Source organism: Streptomyces sp. NPDC003635 (assembly GCF_053587635.1).
The window spans coordinates 1-20,414 of record NZ_JBSFOK010000060.1; the positions used below are offsets into that span (position 1 = coordinate 1).

A 20,414-nucleotide genomic window follows, 5' to 3' on the forward strand; every position below is an offset into this window, starting at 1 on the left:
TAATCCTGGCTAGCCCGGGGCGGGGGGGGGCGCGTTCCGCCAACCCCCTGTCCCTGGGCCGTCGTCGCGGGGCGCTACGCTGCCCCTCGACCACTGTGATCACCGTGCCCCCGGCGCGGTGTGCCCGTTCGCGGTGCGGTGTGCCCGTTCCGCGCCTACACGATCAGCACTTGGACGTCGTAACTTCATGTCTTGGTTTGAATCTCTCATCCTCGGACTCGTCCAGGGGCTGACCGAATTCCTTCCCGTGTCCTCCAGCGCGCATCTGCGGCTGACCGCGGCATTCTCCGGCTGGGAGGACCCCGGCGCGGCCTTCACCGCGATCACCCAGATCGGCACCGAAGCGGCCGTGCTGATCTACTTCCGCAAGGACATCGGGCGGATCATCCTGGCGTGGTCCAAGTCGCTGACGAACAAGGCGATGCGCAGCGACCACGACGCCCAGATGGGCTGGCTGGTGATCGTGGGCTCGATCCCGATCGGTGTCCTGGGTGTGACGCTGAAGGACCAGATCGAGGGACCGTTCCGCGATCTGCGCATCACCGCGACCATGCTGATCGTGGTCGGCATCATCATCGGCGTCGCCGACCGCATGGCGGCGCGTGACGAGAGCGGCGGCCGACACCGTGCGGCCAAGCAGCGCAAGGAACTTCAGGACCTGAACATCCGGGACGGCCTGATCTTCGGTCTCTGCCAGTCCGCGGCCCTGGTCCCCGGCGTCTCCCGCTCGGGTGCCACCATCAGCGGCGGCCTGTTCATGGGCTACACCCGCGAGGCGGCGGCGCGGTACTCCTTCCTTCTCGCGATCCCGGCCGTGCTGGCCTCCGGCCTGTTCGAGCTCAAGGACGCGATGGAGGGCGGCCACGTCTCCTGGGGGCCCACGGTCTTCGCGACGATCATCGCGTTCGTGACCGGATACGCGGTCATCGCCTGGTTCATGAAGTTCATCTCCACCAAGAGCTTCATGCCGTTCGTCTGGTACCGCATCGCCCTCGGCATCGTCATCATCATCCTTGTCGCCACAGGGGCGTTGAGCCCGGACGCGGGCGAACCGGCGCATTAGCGGGCGCCCGGATTTCCCGTGACTCATCGCATACAGGATGCGTAGCCGTTCGGTAGCGCAGTGTCAGTGCTTGCCCCTAGGCTGGTCCGCATGTCCCCGGATTTCCGAGCCCGTGGTTCCGTGCGCTCAGCCGCCGAGGTGAACGAGCAGATCCGCGCCCTGTGGGTGCGCGCGGGCGGCACCCTGACCGCCCAAGAGCGCGCGGAGTACGAACTGTTGGTGGTCGAATGGGCGGCCGCGATCCGCGCTGACGTGATCGAGGCCGCCTAGGAAGGACGATGTTCACCGCACGCCTCTTGGCGTCGTTCGCCTCATGCCCAACACTGAGCCGATGACGCAGCGTGTGGAGCTCGCGACCGTGATGGACCGGCTGGCCGTCGACGGGCTGATCACCGAGTACGCGGTGGCGGTCGACGACGGTGACTGGGAGGCGTACCGCGGGCTTTTCGCCCCCGCCGGGCGGGCCGACTACCGTTCGGCGGGCGGTATCGAGGGCGACGCCCGGCAGGTGGCGGACTGGCTCGCCGAGAGTCTGCGGGTGTTCTCGATGCGCCAGCACCTCATCGTCAACCGCCGGGTCCGCTTCGGCGTCCTGGAGCAGGACACCGGCGACACCGCCGACGTCCAGGCGGACTACGTGAACCCGATGCGCCTGACCCGCGACGACAAGGCGCCGACCGCCCCCGACTTCGTCTGCGGCGGCCGCTACACCTTCGCCCTGACCCGCACCCACGACGGCTGGCGGATCGGCGAGGTCGTCGTACGGGAGAAGTGGCGGCGGATACCGTGAGCGCGCGCCCCGCACCGACCGCACGGCGGTGTCCATGAGGGACGCATCCGGCGCTCAGCGCATCCCCAGAGGGGGCGCATCCGGCGTGTGGTGGATGCCTTGAGGGGGCGCATTCGGCGCGACACGATGATCATTGACTCCCCGGCGCTCTGTTCGCGGGCCGATCTCAGCGCGCACACTGGAGGGATCACGGGGTAGGAGGCGCTGCATGCAGTTCGACCACTGGTTCGACTCCCCCTGGCGGCGTTCGCTGCTCGCCGCACTGGCCGGCGCCCTGCCCGTACTCGCCTTCCCGTCTCCCTCGCTGTGGTGGTTCGCACCCGTCGCCCTGGTCCCGTGGATCCTGCTGCTGCGCGCCGCCCCGACAGCCCGCCGGGCGCGGTACGACGGCTGGTGCGGCGGCTTCGGGTTCATGCTGGCCATGCACCACTGGCTGCTGCCGAACCTGCATGTCTTCACGTTCGTCATCGCCGCCCTGCTCGGCGCGCTGTGGGCCCCCTGGGGATGGCTCGTGCGCCACTTCCTGGCCGGACAGCCGGCCCCCGGCCGGATCGCGGCCGCCCTCGCGATCCTGCCCTCGGGCTGGCTGATGGTGGAGCTGGTCCGCTCCTGGGAGGGCCTCGGCGGCCCCTGGGGCATGCTCGGCGCCAGCCAGTGGGAGGTGGAGGCGGCGCTGCGGCTCGCGTCGGTGGGCGGGGTCTGGCTGCTCAGCTTCCTGCTGGTGGCCGTGAATGTCGCCGTGGCCGTCCTCGTGTCCGTCCGCGCCTCCCGCGTCCCCGCCGTCGCCGGCCTGGTCGCCGCCGCCACCGTCACCTCGGCGGCCTGGGCCTGGTCACCGGGGCAGGACACCGCGGGTCAGGCCCGGATCGCCGTGGTCCAGCCCGGCGTGATCCACGGCGCCGACAGCGGCGACCGGCGCTTCGCCGCCGAGGAGCGCCTCACCCGGGGCCTCGTCGGGCAGGACCTGGACCTGATCGTGTGGGGCGAGAGCAGCGTCGGCTTCGACCTGACCCGGCGCCCCGACCTGGCGACCCGGCTCGCGGACCTGTCCCGCGAGACCGGAGCCCACATCCTCGTCAACGTCGACGCCCGGCGCGCCGACAAGCCCGGTATCTACAAGAGTTCGGTCCTGGTCGGCCCCGACGGCCTGACCGGCGACCGCTACGACAAGATGCGGCTCGTCCCGTTCGGCGAGTACGTCCCGTTCCGCTCCGTGCTCGGCTGGGCCACCTCCGTCGGCGAGGCGGCGGGCGAGGACCGGCGGCGGGGCTCCCAGCAAGTCGTGATGGACGTCGGCGACGGCCTGCGCGTCGGCCCGATGGTCTGCTTCGAGTCGGCGTTCCCCGACATGAGCCGCCATCTCGCCGAGAACGGCGCCGAGGTGCTGATCGCCCAGTCGGCGACCTCGACCTTCCAGCAGAGCTGGGCCCCCGAGCAGCATGCCTCGCTCGCCGCCCTGCGCGCCGCCGAGACCGGCCGCCCAATGGTCCACTCGACGCTGAGCGGGGTGTCCGCGGTGTACGACGCGAGCGGTGAGCGGGTCGGGTCCTGGCTCGGCACGAGCGTGCGCGCGGCCCAGGTGTACGACGTCCCGCTCGCCGGGGGCACCACGCCCTACGTGCGCTTCGGTGACTGGCCGGTACAGCTGGCGCTGCTGATCCTCGCGGCCTGGTGCGTCGGCGGGGGCGTGCGGACCCTCAAGGTCAGGCGGTCCGCTCCTGAACCGCGTGTACCACCCGCTCGCACAGCTCATGAGTCGCCAGCGCGTCCCGGGCACTGAGCACCTTGCCCGCGCGGACGGCGTCCAGGAAGGCCAGCACCGCCTGCTCGATCCCGCGCTGCCGGGCCACCGGCACCCAGTCGCCGCGCCGGCGCACGGTCGGCTGGCCCTTGTGGTCGATCACCTCGGCGAGGTTGAGCACCTGACGCTTGGTGTCCTGCCCGGACACCTCCAGGATCTCCTCGGCCGAGCCGCTGAGCCGGTTCATCACGCCGAGCGCGGTGAAGCCGTCCCCGGCCAGCTGGAGCACCACATGGTGCAGCAGCCCGCCCTCGCTGCGGGCCCGCACGGTCACGTCGTCCACCGGACCCGGCACCAGGAACCGCAGGGTGTCCACGACATGGATGAAGTCGTCGAGGATCATCGCGCGCGGCTCCTCCGGGAGCCCGATCCGGTTCTTCTGCATCAGGATCAGCTCGCGCGGATGGTCGGCGCACTGCGCGTACCCGGGGGCGTACCGCCGGTTGAAGCCGACGGCGAGGCTCACCCCGTGCAGCTCCGCCAGCTCCACCAGCCGCTCGGAGTCGGCGAGTTCGTAGGCGAGGGGCTTGTCCACGTACGTCGGCACGCCCGCCTCGAGCAGCCGTGTGACGATCTCCGGGTGGACGGCGGTGGGCGCGTGCACGAAGGCCGCGTCGAGGCCCTGGGCGAGCAGGGAGTCGAGGTCGGTGTGGCGCTGCACGGCCGGGAGGTGGAGGGTGTCGGCGACCCGGTGGAGCGTGGCGGGCGTACGGGTCTGCAGATGCAGTTCGACGCCGGGCTGGTGGCCGAGCACGGGCAGGTAGGCCTTCTGCGCGATGTCGCCGAGTCCGATGCAGCCGACCTTCACTGGTGCTCCCTACCGTGTGCCTGGACCTGACACGACGGAAGCATACGGCGGCCCTGGTGGCCGCCGGTCCGCGGCCCGGAAAAACCGCTGGTGAACCGGGGTGGGGTGCGAAATGATGCGGTCATGACCATAGAACGCCGCGAACCCGCCGTCGCCGCAGACGAGCGCAGCATGCTGAACGGCTGGCTGGACTACCACCGCCGGACGCTCGCCTGGAAGTGCGAGGGGCTGACCGAGGCCCAGCTCAGGACCGCCTCCGTGGAACCGTCCGAGCTGACCTTGCTCGGGCTGGTGCGGCACATGGCCGAGGTGGAGCGGTACTGGTTCCACGAGATCCTCGTCGGCGAGGACCTCGGGGTGCTCTACTCCTCCGAGGAGGACCCGGACGGCGAATTCCACGTCTCCGAGACGGACACCTGGGAAGAGGCGCACACCACCTGGCAGGCCGAGATCGCCCGCGCCGAGGCGAATGTGGCGGGACTGGGCCTGGACGACCTCGCCAAGGGCACGGACCGGTCCGGCGAGCACTTCAACCTGCGCTGGATCTACACCCACATGATCGAGGAGTACGCCCGTCACAACGGCCACGCCGATCTGGTGCGCGAGCGCGTCGACGGCGTCACCGGCGACTGACACGTCACCCTCGGCGGGCACACGGCCTCCGTACGGGGGCGGAGATCACCCGTGCGGGGCATCCTGCGCCTGTCCGCTGTCCCGAGGGGGGCCGCACCCACCAGAGTGGCGCGGGTGCATCGAACGACCACCACCGCGACGCTCCTGGTCACTGTGGCTGTCTCGGCCCTCTCGGGCTGTGTGACGGTCCAGCGTCCCCCCGCCTCGGCGCCCGTGTCGGCGCCCTCCCAGCCGCCCGCGCCCCGCCCGGACGGCCGGACGGAGCCGCAGGTGGTACAGGCCCCGGCACTGGAGGCGCTGGAACGCATCGGCCCGCCCCGCCGCGAGGAACCCCGGAAACCGCCGCCCCGCCGGCCGACTCCGGCGGCCCCCGCCCCGGCGGCACAGCCCGAACGGCCCCCGGCTCCGCGAGCCCACCCACGCCCGGCCCGCCCGGAACAGCCTCGCCCGGGGCACTCGGTGCCGCAGCGCCCGCGCGTCGAGGTCCCGGACGTCACGGGGCAGGTGCGCAAGAACACCGATATCTGTGCCCTGGGCAGGCGGTACGGCGGCTGGCGGGCGGACAGCCCGGAGGCGCGGATCTGCGAGCAGACGTACGGGCGTTGACGCCCGGCTCGGAGCCAGTGCGACGTCAGGGCCGCTGTCAGGGCGGCCCCCACCCGTCGGCGGAGTCCCCCTCCCCCAGGCGCAGCTCGAGCCGGCTGATCGCCGCCCGCACGCCGTCGCCGTAACTGTCCTCGGCGAGCGCCTCCGACGCCGTGCGCGCCCGGCGCAGATGGGTGCGCGCCGCCTCCGCGCGGCCGAGCTTCACATAGTCCGCGGCGAGGTTCAGATGCAGTGAGGGGTACAGGGCGCGCACCGCGAGCGTCCCCTCGTGCTCGGCGAGCCGGTCGTCGCTGAGTTCCTCCGCCGCCGTCAACGCCCTCAGGTCCCAGGCGAGTTCGTCGGCGGGCTCGTCCTGGGTGTCGGCCAGGTAGTGGGCCAGGGTGCAGCGGTGCAACGGGGCACCGTCCTCGCCGATCTCCGCCCACAGATCGAGGAAGCGGTGCCGGGCCTCCTCGCGGTCCCCCGCGTGATGCAACATCACGACCTGCCCGATCCGAGTCATCACGGCATCCGGGGCCGTCCGCTCCTGTCGCTCCGCCACCGCGTCCTCCACACCGTCTGCGCCTGGTCGCCCCCGACGCTAACGGCAGGGACGGACAATCCCGGCGAGGCGGGGCCGACCCGCTCGGGCGGCCCCGCACCAGGTCAGCCCAGGTTCGGCAGCCGCCAGTCGATCGGCTCGTGGCCCTGCGCCGCGACCGCCTCGTTGATCTGCGTGAAGGGACGGGACCCGAAGAACTTCTTGGCCGACAGCGGCGAGGGGTGCGCTCCCTTGACCACCACGTGCCGGGTCTCGTCGATCAGGGGGAGCTTCTTCTGCGCGTAGTTGCCCCACAGCACGAAGACCGCGGGGTCGGGCCGCCCGGCGACCGCGCGGATCACCGCGTCGGTGAACTTCTCCCAGCCCTTGCCCTTGTGGGAGTTGGCCTCGCCGGAGCGGACCGTGAGCACCGCGTTGAGCAGGAGGACGCCCTGCTGGGCCCACGGCATCAGATAGCCGTTGTCCGGGACCGGCAGGCCGAGTTCCTGCTCCATCTCCTTGTAGATGTTGCGCAGGGAGGGCGGGGTCTTCACCCCGGGGCGCACCGAGAAGCACAGGCCGTGGCCCTGCCCCTCGCCGTGGTACGGGTCCTGGCCGAGGACCAGGACCTTCACCCGGTCGAAGGGCGTGGCGTCCAGCGCCGCGAAGACCTCCTCGCGCGGAGGGTAGACGGGACCCTTCGCTCGCTCCTCCTCGACGAACTCCGTCAGCTCCTTGAAGTAGGGCTGCTGCAGTTCGTCGCCCAGAACCCCGCGCCAGGACTCGGGCAGCATGGCGATGTCGGTCACGTCAACTTCCTTCGGTGTGCGGTCACTACGACGTGCGTCGCTTCCTGACCACAGAACCTACCGGCGACCACTGACAACGTGCCCCGCGGACCGAAGGTTCCGCCCGCTACCAGCTGGTCTTGCGGTACAGCGAGCCCATCGTCATGATCGTCGACGGGTCGAGCGCCCGCTCCGCGCCGGAGATGTCGTTGTTGGCCGCCACGTACTGCCGGCCCTGCCACAGCGGCAGCAGCCGGGCGTCCTCGACGAGGATCCGCTGGGCCTCCTCGAAGTCCTTCTCCACGTTGGCGCGGTCGCTCTCCTGCCGCGAGCGGGGCAGGAGTTCGCCGGTGATCTCGGGTGCCGGGTAGGGCGTGCCGAGGGCGTTCTGGTCGCCGACGAAGGGGGCGATGAAGTTGTCGGCGTCGGGGAAGTCCGGGGACCAGCCGCGGCCGAACACCGGGTACTCGCCCTTCTGGTAGCCGGTCACGTACGTCTTCCACGGGCGGCTCTTGAGGGTGATCTTGAACAGGCCGGACGCCTCCAGCTGCTTCTTGATCTCCTCGAACTCCGCCTTGGTCTCGGAGCCGTAGCGGTCGGTGGTGTACCAGAACTGCAGCGGGACGGGCTCGGTGATGCCGGCCTCGGAGAGGATCTCCCGGGCCTTGGAGGTGCTGGGCTGGCCGTAGTCGTCGAAGAAGCCGGTGCTGTGGCCGGTGAGGCCCTTGGGGACCATGGAGTACAGCGGCTCCACGGTGTCCTTGTAGACCTTGTGCGCGATGGCGGGACGGTCCAGGAGCTGGGCGATCGCCTTGCGGACGGCGGGCTTCGCGGCCCACGGGTCCTTCGGGTTGAAGACCAGGTAGCTGATGGAGGTGCTGACGCTCTCCACGACCTGGAAGTCCTTCTGCGCCTCGTGCGTCTGCAGGTCGAGGATGTCGTCGGCGGCGAGACCGCGGAAGGCGACGTCGAGCTCGTGCTCGCGCAGGGCGCCGACCATCTCGCCGGAGTCCTGGAAGTAGCGGATGGTCACTTCGCTGTTCTTGCGCTCGGCATAGCCGTCGTAGCTGTCGTTGCGGACCAGCTCGGCCTTCTTGCCGTCCTCGTAGGCCTGGAGGGTGTACGGCCCGGAGCCGACGACCCGACCGTCCTCGCGCAGCTTGTCGGCCGGGTAGCTGTCCGGGTCCACGATCGACATCGCCGGCGTGGCGAGCACGAACGGGAAGGTGGCGTCCGGCTTGTTGAGGTGGAAGATCACCTCCCGGTCGCCCAGCGCCTGGACCCGGTCGAGGCTGCCCAGCAGACCGGCCGGACCGCCGTTGACGTTGATGTCCCGGATCCGGTCGATCGAGTACTTGACGGCCTGGGCGTCCAGCGTGCCGCCGTCGGAGAACTTCAGGCCCTCGCGCAGCTCACAGCGGTAGGCCGTGTTCGAGGTGTCCGTGAACTCGCAGCTCTCGGCCGCGTCGGGTTCGGGCTCGGTCGCGCCGGCCGGGTAACTGAGCAGCGTCTGGTAGATGTTGCGGAAGAGTTCCCAGGAGCTGTCCCAGGACGCGGCGGGATCCAGCGTGCTGGGCGCGCTGGTGGTGCCCACGACGATCGGACCCTCCTCCTCGGACGAGTCCGACGAGAGGATTCCGCATCCCGCCATCAGGGACGATATGGACGCGATGGCCGCCACCTGCCGTAGGCGTCGGTTCCGGTTGAACACGCGCACGCTCCTCGATCTGCCATACCAAGGGTCGGCAGACCATACCGCAGAGCTTCACGGGTTGAACCGCTGTCTCACAAGGGTTCTTGATCGATAAACCTTTGACTACGTTGTCAACGGTCTGTGGCTGATTACGGTTTGGACGTTCCGCCCGGCTCTGTACAGAACCGGGCGGGAATCCAGGCCGGTGTCAGCCGACGCCGGCGTTGAGGAAGATGCCGCCGTCCACGACGAGGGTCTGACCGGTCACCCAGTCGGACTGGTCCGAGGTGAGGAAGGCGGCGGCGCCCCCGATGTCGGAGGGCACGCCGAGCCGGCCCAGCGGGTACGAGGCGGCCGCCTCCTCCTCCCGGCCCTCGTACAGGGCCTGGGCGAACTTGGTCTTCACCACGGCCGGGGCGATGGCGTTGACCCGCACCTTGGGGGCGAACTCGTGGGCGAGCTGCTGGGTGAGGTTGATCAGCGCGGCCTTGCTGACGCCGTAGGCGGCGATGAAGGGCGAGGGGGCGATGCCCGCGACGGAGGCGATGTTGACGATCGCTCCGCCGTTGTCCTTCTGCCAGGCGTGCCAGGTCTTCTGCGCGAAGCCGAGCGCCGAGATCACGTTGGTCTCGAACACCTTGCGGGCGACGTTCAGGTCCAGGTCGGCGACCGGCCCGAACACCGGGTTGGTGCCGGCGTTGTTGACCAGGAAGTCGACGCGGCCGAAGGCCTCCATGGCGCGCTCCACGGCGACGGCCTGGTGGGCCTCGTCGTGGGCCTTGCCGGCGATGTAGATCGCGCGGTCGGCGCCGAGCTGCTCGACGGCCTCCTTGAGGGCGTCCTCGTTGCGGCCCGTGATGGCGACCCGGTCGCCGCGTGCGACGAGCGCCTCGGCGACGCCGTAACCGATACCGCGGCTGGCGCCCGTGACGAGGGCGACCTTGCCGGAGAGTTCCACTGAAGTCATGTGCGTGATTCCCTAGTCGAGCGGTCCGCCGGCGACGTACAGCACCTGGCCGGAGACGAAGCCGGCGTCCTCGCCGGTGAAGAAGGCGATGGCGTTGGCGATGTCCTCGGGGTAGCCGACGCGCTGGACCGGGATCTGGGTGGCGGCCGCGGCCTTGAAGTCCTCGAAGCCCATACCGACGCGCTCGGCGGTGGCGGCCGTCATGTCGGTGGCGATGAAGCCCGGGGCGACGGCGTTGGCGGTGACGCCGAACTTGCCGAGCTCGATGGCGAGGGTCTTGGTGAAGCCCTGCATACCGGCCTTGGCGGCGGAGTAGTTGACCTGGCCGCGGTTGCCGAGGGCCGAGGACGACGACAGGTTGACGATCCGTCCGAACTTGGCGTCGACCATGTACTTCTGACAGGCCTTCGACATCAGGAAGGCGCCGCGCAGGTGCACGTTCATGACGGTGTCCCAGTCCGAGACGCTCATCTTGAACAGCAGGTTGTCGCGCAGCACGCCCGCGTTGTTGACGAGGATCGTCGGCGCGCCGAGCTCCTCGGCGATCCGCGCGACGGCCGCCTCGACCTGCGCCTCGTCGGAGACGTCGCAGCCGACCGCGAGGGCCTTGCCGCCGGCCGCGGTGATCTTCTCCACGGTGTCCTTGCAGGCGGCCTCGTCGAGATCGATCACGGCGACCGCGCGCCCCTCGGCGGCCAGCCGCACGGCGGCGGCGGCCCCGATCCCGCGCGCCCCGCCGGTCACTACGGCGACCCGCTGCTCAGTGATGGACATGCCTGCTTCTCCTCGCCCTTGGGATGCGGCTCAGCGGAACGCTCTCCGGTGAGCGACCGCTTAGTACCTTCAGCACCCGTGACGCTAGAAGCCCTGGCACCCGGTGTCAACGGCACACCGTCACGGTGTGATCCATTCCGTGGAACCTCGGCCGCCATCCTCCCGCACCGGCTCCGGCCAGGGCACCCGATCGGCCGCTCTCCGCGCGTCCCGGCGCGCGAACGGCCCTAGCGTCGGTCGAGGGCCATCCGTGGCCGGAAAGGAGGCGCACCATGCGCCGTCACACCGGGGCCGCCGGCGCCCTGATCGCCATAGCCGCGATCGTGCCGCTGGCCGGTATCGCACACGCACAGGACCTGGACTGCCGCGACTTCCGATCCCAGGAGGAAGCGCAGGCCGAGTACGACCGCGACCCCAGTGATCCGCACGAGCTCGACGAGGACCAGGGTCCTGACGACGGCATCGCCTGCGAGATCCTCCCCCGGGTCGGCACCGCCGTCAGCACCCCCGCACCGGTCACCCCAGCGCCGGTCACCCCCGTGCCAGTCACCCCCGCGCCGGTCACCACGGCTCCCGCCACCCTCATGCCCGTCACCACCCCGCCCGCCTCCGTCACCCCGACGATGGGCGTGCGCGGTGGCCTGGGCGGTTCCACCGGCTCCTGGCTCGGCGGCTGGGAGACCGCGGCCGGCCTGACGCTCGCCACCGTCGGAGCCGTGGCGGCCGGTTACGTCGTGAAGCGCCGCCGCGGCTGACTCACCGCACGGGGCCGACTCACCCCACGAGGCCAGAGCACCCCACCGCGCGGGCTCACCGCACGGGGCCGACTCACCGCACGAGGCCAGCTCACCCCACGGCGCCGACTCACCCCATGGCGGGGGCTCACCGCACGGGGCGCGACTCGCCGCACTCGGCGGACTCACCCCAAGCCGCCGACTCACCCCACAAGGCCGACTCACCCCACAGGCCAGCTCACCCCACGGCGCGGGCTCACCGCACTCGGTGGACTCACCCCCACGCCGCGGGCTCACCCCCACGGCGCCGACTCACCTCACGAGGCCAGCTCACCCCACGGCGCCGACTCACCCCAGCCCGCAGGCTCACCGCACTCGGTGGACTCACCCCCACGCCGCGGGCTCACCCCCACGCCGCGGGCTCACCCCCACGGCGCCGACTCACCTCACGAGGCCAGCTCACCCCACGGCGCCGACTCACCTCACGAGGCCAGCTCACCCCACGGCGCCGACTCCCCCGCCCCCCCACGGGGACTCTCACCGCACGAGCAGGTCCAGGAGCCGTTCCGTCTCCGTCGCCGGGTCGGCGGTCAGCCCCGTGTGGACCGGCCCCGGCTGGACGATCGTCGAGCGGGGGGCGATGAGCCAGCGGAACCGGCGGCCCGGGTCGTCCGAGGACGCCTGGCCCGACCCCTCGCCACCCGCGCAGACGCGCTCCACCGCCGACAGGGCGGCCCGGACGCCCAGCACGTCCGCCTCCGGGTCCAGGGCCAGCAGGCGGGCCTCGTCCAGGTGGGTGCGCGCCGCCACGTAGGCCTTCGCCCGGCAGTAGACCAGCACGCCGGCGTTGATGCACTCGCCGCGCTCCACCCGGGGCACGACGCGCAGGACGGCGTACTCGAAGACCTCCCGGTCGCTCGGGCCGCCCTTGATGAAGTGACGGTCGTCGGCGTTCACTTGGTGCCCTCGATTCGCTCGTGGACGACCGCGGCGCGGGCGAGCAACGGGCGCGCGTAGGCCGCCCGCAGAGCGTCCGGCGTCTCGAAGCCCGGTTCGTCCGTCAGCCAGTCGTCCGGGATCTCGGCCATGACCTCCGCCAGCAGCTCCTCCGTGACGCGCGGTGCCAACTCCGCCGCCGCTGGCGCCACATCCGGACCGAAGGGCAGCAGGGCGTGGTCAAAGGCATCGTACGGACGGGCCGCCGAGGCCTCGGCGCCGCGCCAGTTGTGGTGCCAGATCATGGTCGCGCCGTGGTCGATGAGCCACAGATCGCCCTGCCACATCAGGAGGTTGGGGTTGCGCCAGGAGCGGTCGACGTTGTTCACCAGCGCGTCGAACCAGAGGATCCGGCCCGCTTCCTCCGGGCTCACGCGGAAGGCCAGCGGGTCGAACCCCAGGGCACCCGAGAGGAAGTCCATCCCCAGGTTCACGCCGCCGCTCGCCCTCAGCAGTTCCTGTACCTGCTGGTCCGGCTCCCCGAGACCCAGCACGGGGTCGAGGCGGACCGTCACCAGGCCCGGCATCCGGAAACCCAGCCGGCGGGCCAGCTCGCCGCACACCACCTCGGCCACCAGCGTCTTGCGGCCCTGTCCGGCGCCGCGGAACTTCATGACGTACGTCCCGAAGTCGTCGGCCTCGACGAGCCCCGGCAGCGAGCCGCCCTCACGCAGCGGCGTGATGAACCGGGTCGCGATGACTTCCTTGAGCATCGCCCCAGGTTACTGGCGCTCTGAACGGCTCACGCGCGCCACCCGTACCTGAGGGGGCAAGGCGCACCTCCGTGGAAGGGAAGTCCGGCATGACCAGCGAACCGCTCCACCCCGCCGCCGCCCCGAGCCGCCGTACCGTCGTGGCGGCGGTCGGCGCGGTGGGCCTGTCCTTCGGGCTGAACGCGTGCGGGTCGGAGGACGACGAGTCGTCCGGATCGTCCGGGCCGGCCGGAACCGTCATCGCCACGACCTCGGACATACCGGAGGGCGGCGGGAAGATCCTCGACGACCACAAAGTCGTCGTCACTCAACCCACCGCGGGCACCTTCAAGGCGTTCTCCTACGAATGCACCCACCGGGGCTGCCCGGTGACGGGCGTCGCGGACGGTGCCATCACCTGCCCCTGCCACAACAGCAGGTTCTCCATCGAGGACGGCAGCGTGCGGAAGGGGCCGGCCACCCAGCCGCTCGCAGCGCAGAAGATCACCGTGGACGGCGACTCGATCACGCTCGCCTGACCCGGAGGGCGGCCAGCAGCTCGGCCGTCGTGGTCAGCGTGGCGACCAGCGCCAGCGTGTGGCGGATCATGGCGGGGGTGTACTCGGAGGGCACCCCGGCGATCGCGTCGGTGGGCACGACGGCGGTGTAGCCGCGGTTGACGGCGTCGAACACCGCGCTCGGTATCGCCACGTTGGCCGAGACCCCGGTCACGACCAGCGTGCGGCAGCCGAGGTTGCGCAGCAGGGCGTCGACGTCGGTGCCCTGGATCGGTGACAGGCCGTGCAGCCGCCGTACGACGAAGTCCTCCTCGGTGACCTCGATCGGCGCGGCGACGCGGACCGCGGTGGTGCCGGACAGCTGCTGGACGGGGAGCCGTTCGGCGGCCCGGAACAGCCGGGCGTTGCGGTTGGCGCCGCGCCCGTCCGGGCGGCGCTCGGCGATCGCGTGGATCACCTGGAGGCCGCAGGCGTGCGAGGCCTCCACCAGCCGGGCCACGTTGGCGAGGGCGCCCGAGGAGCGGGCCTCTTTGGCCAGTTCGGGCAGGGCGCTGTCCGGTCCGACCACCCCCTGCTGGCACTCGACGGTGAGCAGCACGGTGCTGGCGGGGTCCAGGAGTTCGCCGAGCTGGTCGTACGACGGCATGGTTCCCCCTTGTCGCCGACATTTCCGGAGCGGGCGACACTAGCCACCATTGCGCGGGGACGGAAGACGACCCATCCTTTTCTGACGTGATGTCAGAGGATCTCCTCTGGCACGACGTGGGAGAAGAGGGGGACGCATGACCGTCACTCAACGCCGGGGCCGGAAGATCATGATGACGCCGGGTGAGCTGGACGAGTTCCTGACCACCCAGCGCACCTGCCGGGTCGCCACCGTGTCGGCGGACGGCGCCCCGCACGTGAGCACCCTGTGGTTCGCGTGGGACGGCACCTCGCTGTGGCTGTACTCGGTGGTGCGCAGCAGGCGTTGGGCACAGCTGCGGCGCGACCAGCGGGTCGCCGTCGTGGTCGACACGGGCGAGGAGTACGACGAACTGCGCGGCGTGGAGCTGTCCGGGACGGTGGAGTTCGTGGGCGAGAGCCCGCGCACCGGGGAGCTGTGCGCCGAACTCGACGTCCCGGAAACCTTGTTCGCGCGCAAGAACTTCGGCCTGGAGGAGATGCCGCACGACGGCCGGCACGCCTGGATGCGGCTGACCCCGGAGAAGATCGTGTCCTGGGACTTCAGGAAGCTGTCGGCGCTGTAGCCCCGATCCGCTCCCCCGCCTCGCGCAATGCCTTCACCGCCGCCCGGATCGACGGGCGTCGGTCGGCGTCCGCCCGCCAGACGACGTACACATGCCGCCGTACCCGCTGCCTGAGCGGCACGGTGACGACGCCGGGCGGCATCGGGTGGCGGCCGAGCAGGGGGACGACGCACACGCCGAGCCCCGCGGCGACCAGGCCGAGCTGGGTGTGGGTCTCGGCCGCGCGGTGTCCGACGATCGGCTCGATGCCCTTGGAGCGCAGGGTGAACATCAGCCACTCGTGGCAGAACTCGCCCTGGCCCCAGGTGATCCACTCGTCCTCGGCGAACTCGGCGAGGTCCACCTCGTCGCGGCCCGCGAACCGGTGGCCGGCCGGCATCGCCACGTCGGCGGGGTCGTCCAGGATCGGCGCCTTGACCAGGCCGTCCGGCAGCGGCATCGGCTTGTTGTACCAGTCGAGCACCACGGCCAGGTCGAGATCGCCGCGGACGACGCCCGCGACGCCGTGCTCCGGTTCCAGTTCGCTGGAGCGCAGCCGCAGTCCCGGGTGCTCGGCGCGGAGCGCGGCGAGGACGTCGGGGAAGAGTCCGCGCGCGGCGGTCGGGAACGCGGACAGCCGCAGCTCCCCGGCGACCTGACCGCGCTGCGCCTCCAGGTCGGCCTGGGCCAGCTCGACCTGGGACAGGATCCGCGCCGCGTGCTCGGCGAGCAGGCGTCCGGCGTCCGTGAGCCGGACCCCGCGGCCGTTCTTGGCGAGCAGTCGCTGGCCGACCTCGCGCTCCAGCTTGGACATCTGCTGGGAGACGGCGGACGTCGTGATGTGCAGTCCCTCGGCCGCGCCGCTCACCGAGCCGTGCCGGGCGAGGGCGTCGAGGGTGCGCAGGCGCTCCAGGTTCAACATGTAAGCAATGCTACGAGATATGGCTCGCGAATTCTCGCTTGTGCTACGAGATCGTGGTGCCGCACCCTGATCCCATGACCCGCTCCCGTGCGCTGCTCGACTGGCGTCTGCGCTTCGCCGCACTCTCCCTGATCTGGGGCTTCAGCTTCCTGCTCATCAAGGTGGGCACCGAGGCGTACGCCCCCTTCCAGGTCACCCTGGGCCGACTGCTGTTCGGCACAGCGGTGCTGGCGGTCGCGATGGCGGTACGCCGCGACCGGCTCCCGCGCGGGGCGCGCACCTGGGGGCATCTGACGGTCGCGGCCCTGCTGCTGAACGCGCTGCCGTTCAGCCTCTTCGCCTACGCGGAGCTGACCATTCCGTCGACCCTCGCGGGCATCTGCAACGCCACCTCCCCGCTGTGGGGCATGGCCCTGTCCCTGGTCGCCCTCTCGGAGGACCGGCCGACCCGGGTGCGCGTCGCGGGCCTCGGCCTCGGCTTCCTCGGCGTCCTGACGGTGCTCGGCGCCTGGCAGGGCTTCGCGGGCATGGACGCGCGGGGCACCGGCATGGCACTGCTGGCCTCGCTCTGCTACCCGATCGGCTGGATCTACGTCCGCCGCACACTGGCCGGTGCCGACTCCTCACACCTGTCCCTGACCGGCGCCCAGCTGCTGCTGGCCACGCTCCAACTCGCCGTCATCACCCCGCTGTTCACTACGGCTCCGACCGAATTCCCGCTACTGCCCCTGCTAGCGGTCGCGGCCCTCGGCGCGCTCGGCACCGGCTTCGCGGTGCTTCTCCAGTACGGGCTGGTCGCCGAGGTCGGCCCGACGACGGCCCAGATGGTCACCTACTTCATCCCGGTCATCGCGACGGCGGCGGGCGTCCTGCTGCTCGGCGAGTCGCTGAGCTGGTCGACCCCGGTCGGCGCGGCCATCGTCCTCGCGGGCGCGGCCCTGACCCAGATACGCCCGCGCGAACGCGGCCCCGTCCCGGCCGACGCGGACCGGCCCGCCCGCGAGCCCGCGAAGGCGGCCTGAGGGCCTGTCGCTCAAGTCAGACCCCACTGCGCCCGGGAGCCGGTCGTACGGCGGAGGCGATGGCGTCGGCCAGGGCCGGGGTCTCCGCCTCGGTCAGCGTCGAGACCGTGACGCGGATCCCGGGGCCGCTGCCCAGGCGGAAGCGGGCGCCCGGGGCCACGGCCCACCCCGCGTGCAGGAGCCGGGAGACGGCGCCGGTCTCGTCCGGGACGGGGATCCAGACGTTCATGCCGGTCCGTCCCCGCGCGGGGACGCCCCGCTCGGCGAGCGCGCCGATGAGGAGGTCACGGCGGCCGCCGTACGCCGCCGCCACCGCCTTGGGGTCGACCGAACCGTCGGACCACAGCCGCACGACGGCGCGTTGGACGAGCAGGCTGACCCAGCCGGGGCCGAGGCTCTGGCGTCCTCGCACCCGGTCCAGGGTGACGGAGTCACCGGTGACCACGGCGAGCCGCAGATCCGGGCCGTACGCCTTCGCCGCAGAGCGCGTGAAGGCCCAGTGGCGCGTGGTGCCCGCCAGCGGGTGCAGCGGAACGTCGACGATCGCGTGACCGTGGTCGTCCTCGATGAGCAGGGTGTCGGGGTACTCCCCCAGGACGGATCGCAGGGCACGCGCGCGTGCCGCGCTCACCGCGGCGCCGGTCGGGTTCTGGGCCCGGTCGGTGACGATCAGGGCACGGGCCCCGGCGCCGAGCGCCCGGCGCACGTCGTCGGGGAGCGGCCCTTCGTCGTCGACGCCCACGGGAGCGACGCGCAGCCCGAGCGCCGGGACGAGGTCGAGGACGCTGCCCCAGCCGGGGTCCTCGACGGCGACGGTGTCCCCGGGCTTCAGATGTGCGGCGAGGACACGCTCGATGGCGTCCAGCGAACCGGAGGCGACGACCAGGGGGCCGTCCGGCACCCCGTCCGCGTCCAGCCCGGCACGTGCCGTGCGCGCCAGCTCGGGATCCAGGGGCTCGTCCCCGTAAAGGACCGGCTCGCGGTCCCCCTGTTCCGCCGCCGCCGCGAAGGCCGGCGCGAGCGGGGGCAACAGGGCCGGGTCGGGGTTGCCGTCGGCCAGACCCCGCACTCCGGCCGGGACGTCCGTCCGGACGTACTCGCGTGCCGTGGTGGCGGGCTTGGGCCGCACCCTGCTGCCCCGGCGCCCGGCGGTCTCGATGACCCCGCGCTCGCGCAGGGTGCGGTACGCGGCCGCGACCGTGTTCGGGTTCACGCCGAGCTGGGCCGCCAACTCCCGCATGGGCGGCAGCGGTTGCCCGGGCTCCAGTTCTCCCGAGCCGACCGCGGCCTCGATGGCGGCCGCAATCTCCGCTGCGCGTCGGCCCGTGATCCGATATTCTCCTAGCACAAAGCAGATTATGTACTAGTGCAATGGAGATCGCAATGCAGGGGACCCAGCAGCCGGAGACCGCCACCTACCCGCCGACCGACCGCACGGTTCCCACCCGCTCCGCCGAGCGGGCGTCGTACGACAAGGAACTGGTGCACTCGATACTCGACGAGGCCTACGTGTGCCATCTCGGTTTCGTCCGTGACGGGGCTCCCGTGGTGCTGCCGACACTGTTCGGCCGGGTCGGGGACCGGCTCTACGTCCACGGCTCGACCGGGTCCCGCCCGCTGCGGATGACGGGGAAGGCCGACCCGGGACTGCCGGTGTGCCTGACCGTGACGCACGTGGACGCGCTGATCCTCGCCCGGTCGGCCTTCCATCACTCGATCAACTACCGGTCCGTGGTGGTGCACGGCATCGCCCGCGACGTGACGGACCCCGAGGAGAAGCGGCTCGCCCTGGACGCGCTGGTGGACCATGTCGTCCCGGGCCGTTCGGCCGACTCCCGGCCCGCAAACAAGAAGGAGCTGGCCGCCACCGCCGTCATCCGCCTCGACCTCGACGAGGTCTCCGCGAAGCTCCGCACGGGCGGTGTGAACGACGAGCCCGAGGACCTCGCCCTGCCGCACTGGGCCGGAGTGGTCCCGCTGCGCAAGGGGTACGAGGCCCCGATCGACGACCCGAACCTGGCCCCCGGCACCGAGGTCCCGGCCTACCTCGGGTGACCTACGCGGCGGTCCCCCGGGCCGACAGCTCCCGCTCGGCGCCGCCACTGGCCACCGGGCCCGGGGAGCCCTTGCTCGGCGCCGAGGACTGGGCGATGAAGGCGCCGAGCAGCACGACCGCGCCGCCGATGATCTGCGGGGCGGAGAGGTGCTCGCCGAGCAGGATCCACGCCAGGACGGTCGCGATGACCGCTTCCAGGCAGGCGACGACGCCCGCGACCTGCGGGGAGAGCCGGCGCACCGACACCACGCCGGTGACGTAGGCGACGACCGTGGCGATGAAGACGATCCAGGACAGCAGCAGGGCGGCGGCGACCGGCGTGCCGTTCATGTCGGCGCTGTTCGCCAGCACGGACCACTCCATCGACCAGGGCCGGGCCACGACGGTCAGCACGGCGGCGCCGACGAGCAGGCCGTAGGCGATGACGCCGAGCGGGTCCGGGGCCTCGTCGGCCGCGTCGCTGCCCTGGTCGGACAGGACGAAGTAGCCGACCTGGCAGCAGGCGGCGCCGAGCGCGAGGAGCAGGCCGAGCGCGTCGAAGCCGAGGCCGGCCCAGACCTCGACGACACAGGCGAGTCCGCCGACCGCGAGCACCACACCGAGCGCGGCGGCCCGGGTCACCGGGCGCCGCTGCACGAACCGCACCCAGCCCAGCACCAGCGCGGGCGCGAGGTACTCCACCAGCAGGGCGACGCCCACCGGGATCCGGGAGATGGAGGCGAAGTAGAAGGCCTGGACACCGGCCACTCCGAGCAGTCCGAATCCGGCGAGCAGCGCGGGGCGGCGGCGCAGCAGCGCGCGATGACGTACCGCGAGCGGCAGCATCACCAGGGCCGCGCCCGCCACCCTCAGCCACACCACGTGCAGCGGGTCGAGCCCCGCCTCGATCAGCGGCTTGGCCGCGACACCGGATCCCCCGAAGGCGAGCGCGGAGACGAGGGCGAGGCCCAGCCCCATCCCCCTGCCGTGACCGCCCTGACTGCTCTCTGACTTACGCACCGGCACATGATGACAGGCGATGACATGAGCGTCACCCCCGATGACACCTGTCTCAGCGACTGGACGGTACCCGCGCCCTGTTCACCGGCCAACAGCGGCGCAGCGGCGAATTCCCCGCTCGGCGTCCCGGATCAGCAGCCGCTCTCGCCGACGTAGCTCTCGGGGCGGCTGTCGATCCGGGCGTACACCTCGCCCGGATCGATCCCCGCGCGGGTGAGCACCTCGACGGCCCGCGCCTCCCTGTCCACGGTGATGGCGGCGAGCAGGTCGACGCCACGGGCGGGTTCGCCTCCCCGGTCGGCGGCGCGGGCGCAGGCGTACTCCAGCGCGCCCGCGGCCAGTGGCGAGAGCCCGTCGGCCTCGGTCACCACGGGCACGGCTCCGGAGTCCTCGACGCTGCCCTGCCAGCGCAGGCCGTAGCCGATGCTGCGCTGGACGAGATAGCCGAGCAGCCGGGCGATCTGGGGCCCGCCGTCGAAGACGTCCCGCACCTCGGGGTCGGACTCCAGCAGGGAGTGCAGCAGATGGGCGGTGTCGACCTGGCGGTCCGCGTCCCGTACAGCGCGTCTGCGGGCACCGGCGATCACCGCTGCCAGTTCGGCACTGAGCCTGACATCGTTTTCCGGACGCCCTCCGGCCTGGTCCTGGCCCGGCTGACGGGGGATACGGGATTGCACATCCCTACCCCATCAGCCTGCGAGCACCAGGGCATCCGCGGAGGGATGCATCTTCGCGTCCCACGGAGAGTGGACCCGGCGGGCCGGAATCTCCTCCTTGGGGATGAGATCAGGCCCATGTCACCC

At 71.6% G+C, this 20,414-nt stretch carries 24 protein-coding genes; 11 read left to right on the forward strand and 13 right to left on the reverse strand.

Annotation, left to right across the window (positions count from 1 at the left end; translation table 11 throughout):
* The first annotated feature begins 187 nt into the window (after positions 1-187).
* The 4 genes from ACWDRW_RS35665 (at position 188) to lnt (ending at position 3,633) form a co-directional block, all read left to right on the forward strand.
* Positions 188-1,063 (forward strand): undecaprenyl-diphosphate phosphatase, encoded by an 876-nt coding sequence (locus ACWDRW_RS35665; RefSeq protein ID WP_451731196.1) that lies wholly within the window; start codon positions 188-190, stop codon positions 1,061-1,063.
* Between the two features lie 90 nt (positions 1,064-1,153).
* Positions 1,154-1,333: a hypothetical protein gene (locus ACWDRW_RS35670; protein WP_451731199.1), complete on the forward strand. Its 180-nt coding sequence runs from the start codon at positions 1,154-1,156 to the stop codon at positions 1,331-1,333.
* 61 nt (positions 1,334-1,394) lie between these two features.
* Positions 1,395-1,853 carry a nuclear transport factor 2 family protein gene (locus ACWDRW_RS35675; RefSeq protein WP_451731202.1) on the forward strand — a complete coding sequence of 153 codons (459 nt, stop codon included), beginning with the start codon at positions 1,395-1,397 and terminating at the stop codon, positions 1,851-1,853.
* A gap of 208 nt (positions 1,854-2,061) precedes the next feature.
* A complete protein-coding gene (gene lnt / locus ACWDRW_RS35680) occupies positions 2,062-3,633 on the forward strand; it encodes an apolipoprotein N-acyltransferase (RefSeq protein WP_451731204.1) in 1,572 nt (523 codons plus the stop codon).
* Here lnt and ACWDRW_RS35685 read toward each other — a convergent pair.
* Positions 3,557-4,462, reverse strand: a complete 906-nt coding sequence (locus ACWDRW_RS35685) for a Gfo/Idh/MocA family protein (RefSeq protein WP_451731207.1) — start codon at positions 4,460-4,462, stop codon at positions 3,557-3,559. The genes lnt and ACWDRW_RS35685 overlap by 77 nt on opposite strands.
* 123 nt (positions 4,463-4,585) lie before the next feature.
* On the opposite strand from ACWDRW_RS35685, the gene ACWDRW_RS35690 reads away from it, so the two are divergent.
* Together ACWDRW_RS35690 and ACWDRW_RS35695 are read left to right on the forward strand one after the other, a co-directional pair.
* Complete coding sequence (locus ACWDRW_RS35690; RefSeq protein WP_451731210.1) at positions 4,586-5,095, forward strand: DinB family protein; 510 nt, start codon at positions 4,586-4,588, stop codon at positions 5,093-5,095.
* A 105-nt stretch (positions 5,096-5,200) separates the two neighbouring features.
* Complete coding sequence (locus tag ACWDRW_RS35695; protein ID WP_451731312.1) at positions 5,201-5,701, forward strand: hypothetical protein; 501 nt, start codon at positions 5,201-5,203, stop codon at positions 5,699-5,701.
* 37 nt (positions 5,702-5,738) lie between these two features.
* On the opposite strand, the gene ACWDRW_RS35700 is transcribed toward ACWDRW_RS35695, so the two are convergent.
* The 5 genes from ACWDRW_RS35700 to fabG form a co-directional block, all read right to left on the reverse strand.
* Positions 5,739-6,242: a hypothetical protein gene (locus ACWDRW_RS35700; protein ID WP_451731213.1), complete on the reverse strand. Its 504-nt coding sequence runs from the start codon at positions 6,240-6,242 to the stop codon at positions 5,739-5,741.
* Positions 6,243-6,346: 104 nt separating this feature from the next.
* Positions 6,347-7,030 carry a uracil-DNA glycosylase gene (gene ung, locus ACWDRW_RS35705; protein WP_451731216.1) on the reverse strand — a complete coding sequence of 228 codons (684 nt, stop codon included), beginning with the start codon at positions 7,028-7,030 and terminating at the stop codon, positions 6,347-6,349.
* A gap of 106 nt (positions 7,031-7,136) precedes the next feature.
* Positions 7,137-8,720: an ABC transporter substrate-binding protein gene (locus ACWDRW_RS35710; protein ID WP_451731219.1), complete on the reverse strand. Its 1,584-nt coding sequence runs from the start codon at positions 8,718-8,720 to the stop codon at positions 7,137-7,139.
* A 190-nt stretch (positions 8,721-8,910) separates the two neighbouring features.
* Positions 8,911-9,669: an SDR family oxidoreductase gene (locus ACWDRW_RS35715; protein ID WP_451731222.1), complete on the reverse strand. Its 759-nt coding sequence runs from the start codon at positions 9,667-9,669 to the stop codon at positions 8,911-8,913.
* Between the two features lie 12 nt (positions 9,670-9,681).
* Positions 9,682-10,443, reverse strand: coding sequence for a 3-oxoacyl-ACP reductase FabG (gene fabG, locus ACWDRW_RS35720; protein ID WP_451731225.1), 762 nt, complete (start codon positions 10,441-10,443; stop codon positions 9,682-9,684).
* Positions 10,444-10,715: 272 nt separating this feature from the next.
* Here fabG and ACWDRW_RS35725 point away from each other — a divergent pair, with 272 nt between their 5' ends.
* A complete protein-coding gene (locus ACWDRW_RS35725; protein ID WP_451731228.1) occupies positions 10,716-11,198 on the forward strand; it encodes an excalibur calcium-binding protein in 483 nt (160 codons plus the stop codon).
* A gap of 516 nt (positions 11,199-11,714) precedes the next feature.
* Here ACWDRW_RS35725 and ACWDRW_RS35730 read toward each other — a convergent pair.
* Positions 11,715-12,134, reverse strand: a complete 420-nt coding sequence (locus ACWDRW_RS35730) for a DUF3037 domain-containing protein (protein ID WP_451731231.1) — start codon at positions 12,132-12,134, stop codon at positions 11,715-11,717.
* Complete coding sequence (locus tag ACWDRW_RS35735) at positions 12,131-12,886, reverse strand: HipA family kinase (RefSeq protein ID WP_451731233.1); 756 nt, start codon at positions 12,884-12,886, stop codon at positions 12,131-12,133. The genes ACWDRW_RS35730 and ACWDRW_RS35735 overlap by 4 nt, the downstream gene beginning before the upstream one ends.
* Positions 12,887-12,975: 89 nt before the next feature.
* Here ACWDRW_RS35735 and ACWDRW_RS35740 point away from each other — a divergent pair, with 89 nt between their 5' ends.
* Complete coding sequence (locus ACWDRW_RS35740) at positions 12,976-13,404, forward strand: Rieske (2Fe-2S) protein (RefSeq protein ID WP_451731236.1); 429 nt, start codon at positions 12,976-12,978, stop codon at positions 13,402-13,404.
* Here the strand turns inward: ACWDRW_RS35740 and ACWDRW_RS35745 are convergent.
* On the reverse strand, positions 13,391-14,029 hold the full coding sequence (locus ACWDRW_RS35745) for a cysteine hydrolase (protein ID WP_451731239.1): 639 nt from the start codon (positions 14,027-14,029) through the stop codon (positions 13,391-13,393). The two genes, ACWDRW_RS35740 and ACWDRW_RS35745, sit on opposite strands and share 14 nt — an antisense overlap.
* A 136-nt stretch (positions 14,030-14,165) precedes the next feature.
* Here ACWDRW_RS35745 and ACWDRW_RS35750 point away from each other — a divergent pair, with 136 nt between their 5' ends.
* A complete protein-coding gene (locus ACWDRW_RS35750) occupies positions 14,166-14,633 on the forward strand; it encodes a pyridoxamine 5'-phosphate oxidase family protein (RefSeq protein WP_451731242.1) in 468 nt (155 codons plus the stop codon).
* Here the strand turns inward: ACWDRW_RS35750 and ACWDRW_RS35755 are convergent.
* Positions 14,611-15,534: a LysR family transcriptional regulator gene (locus ACWDRW_RS35755; protein WP_451731245.1), complete on the reverse strand. Its 924-nt coding sequence runs from the start codon at positions 15,532-15,534 to the stop codon at positions 14,611-14,613. The two genes, ACWDRW_RS35750 and ACWDRW_RS35755, sit on opposite strands and share 23 nt — an antisense overlap.
* A 74-nt stretch (positions 15,535-15,608) precedes the next feature.
* Between ACWDRW_RS35755 and ACWDRW_RS35760 the strand changes: the two genes are divergently transcribed.
* On the forward strand, positions 15,609-16,556 hold the full coding sequence (locus ACWDRW_RS35760) for a DMT family transporter (RefSeq protein ID WP_451731248.1): 948 nt from the start codon (positions 15,609-15,611) through the stop codon (positions 16,554-16,556).
* A gap of 16 nt (positions 16,557-16,572) precedes the next feature.
* Here the strand turns inward: ACWDRW_RS35760 and ACWDRW_RS35765 are convergent, their stop codons facing one another.
* The gene (locus ACWDRW_RS35765; protein ID WP_451731250.1) at positions 16,573-17,904 is read right to left on the reverse strand and encodes an aminotransferase class I/II-fold pyridoxal phosphate-dependent enzyme; all 1,332 of its coding nucleotides are present in this window, start codon (positions 17,902-17,904) and stop codon (positions 16,573-16,575) included.
* 35 nt (positions 17,905-17,939) lie between these two features.
* On the opposite strand from ACWDRW_RS35765, the gene ACWDRW_RS35770 reads away from it, so the two are divergent.
* A complete protein-coding gene (locus ACWDRW_RS35770; RefSeq protein WP_451731315.1) occupies positions 17,940-18,611 on the forward strand; it encodes a pyridoxamine 5'-phosphate oxidase family protein in 672 nt (223 codons plus the stop codon).
* A gap of 1 nt (position 18,612) precedes the next feature.
* Here ACWDRW_RS35770 and ACWDRW_RS35775 read toward each other — a convergent pair whose 3' ends face one another.
* Entirely contained in the window at positions 18,613-19,569 is a 957-nt protein-coding gene (locus ACWDRW_RS35775) for an EamA family transporter (protein WP_451731318.1), read from the reverse strand.
* A gap of 173 nt (positions 19,570-19,742) precedes the next feature.
* Positions 19,743-20,288: a Clp protease N-terminal domain-containing protein gene (locus ACWDRW_RS35780; RefSeq protein WP_451731253.1), complete on the reverse strand. Its 546-nt coding sequence runs from the start codon at positions 20,286-20,288 to the stop codon at positions 19,743-19,745.
* Positions 20,289-20,414 lie beyond the last annotated feature (126 nt).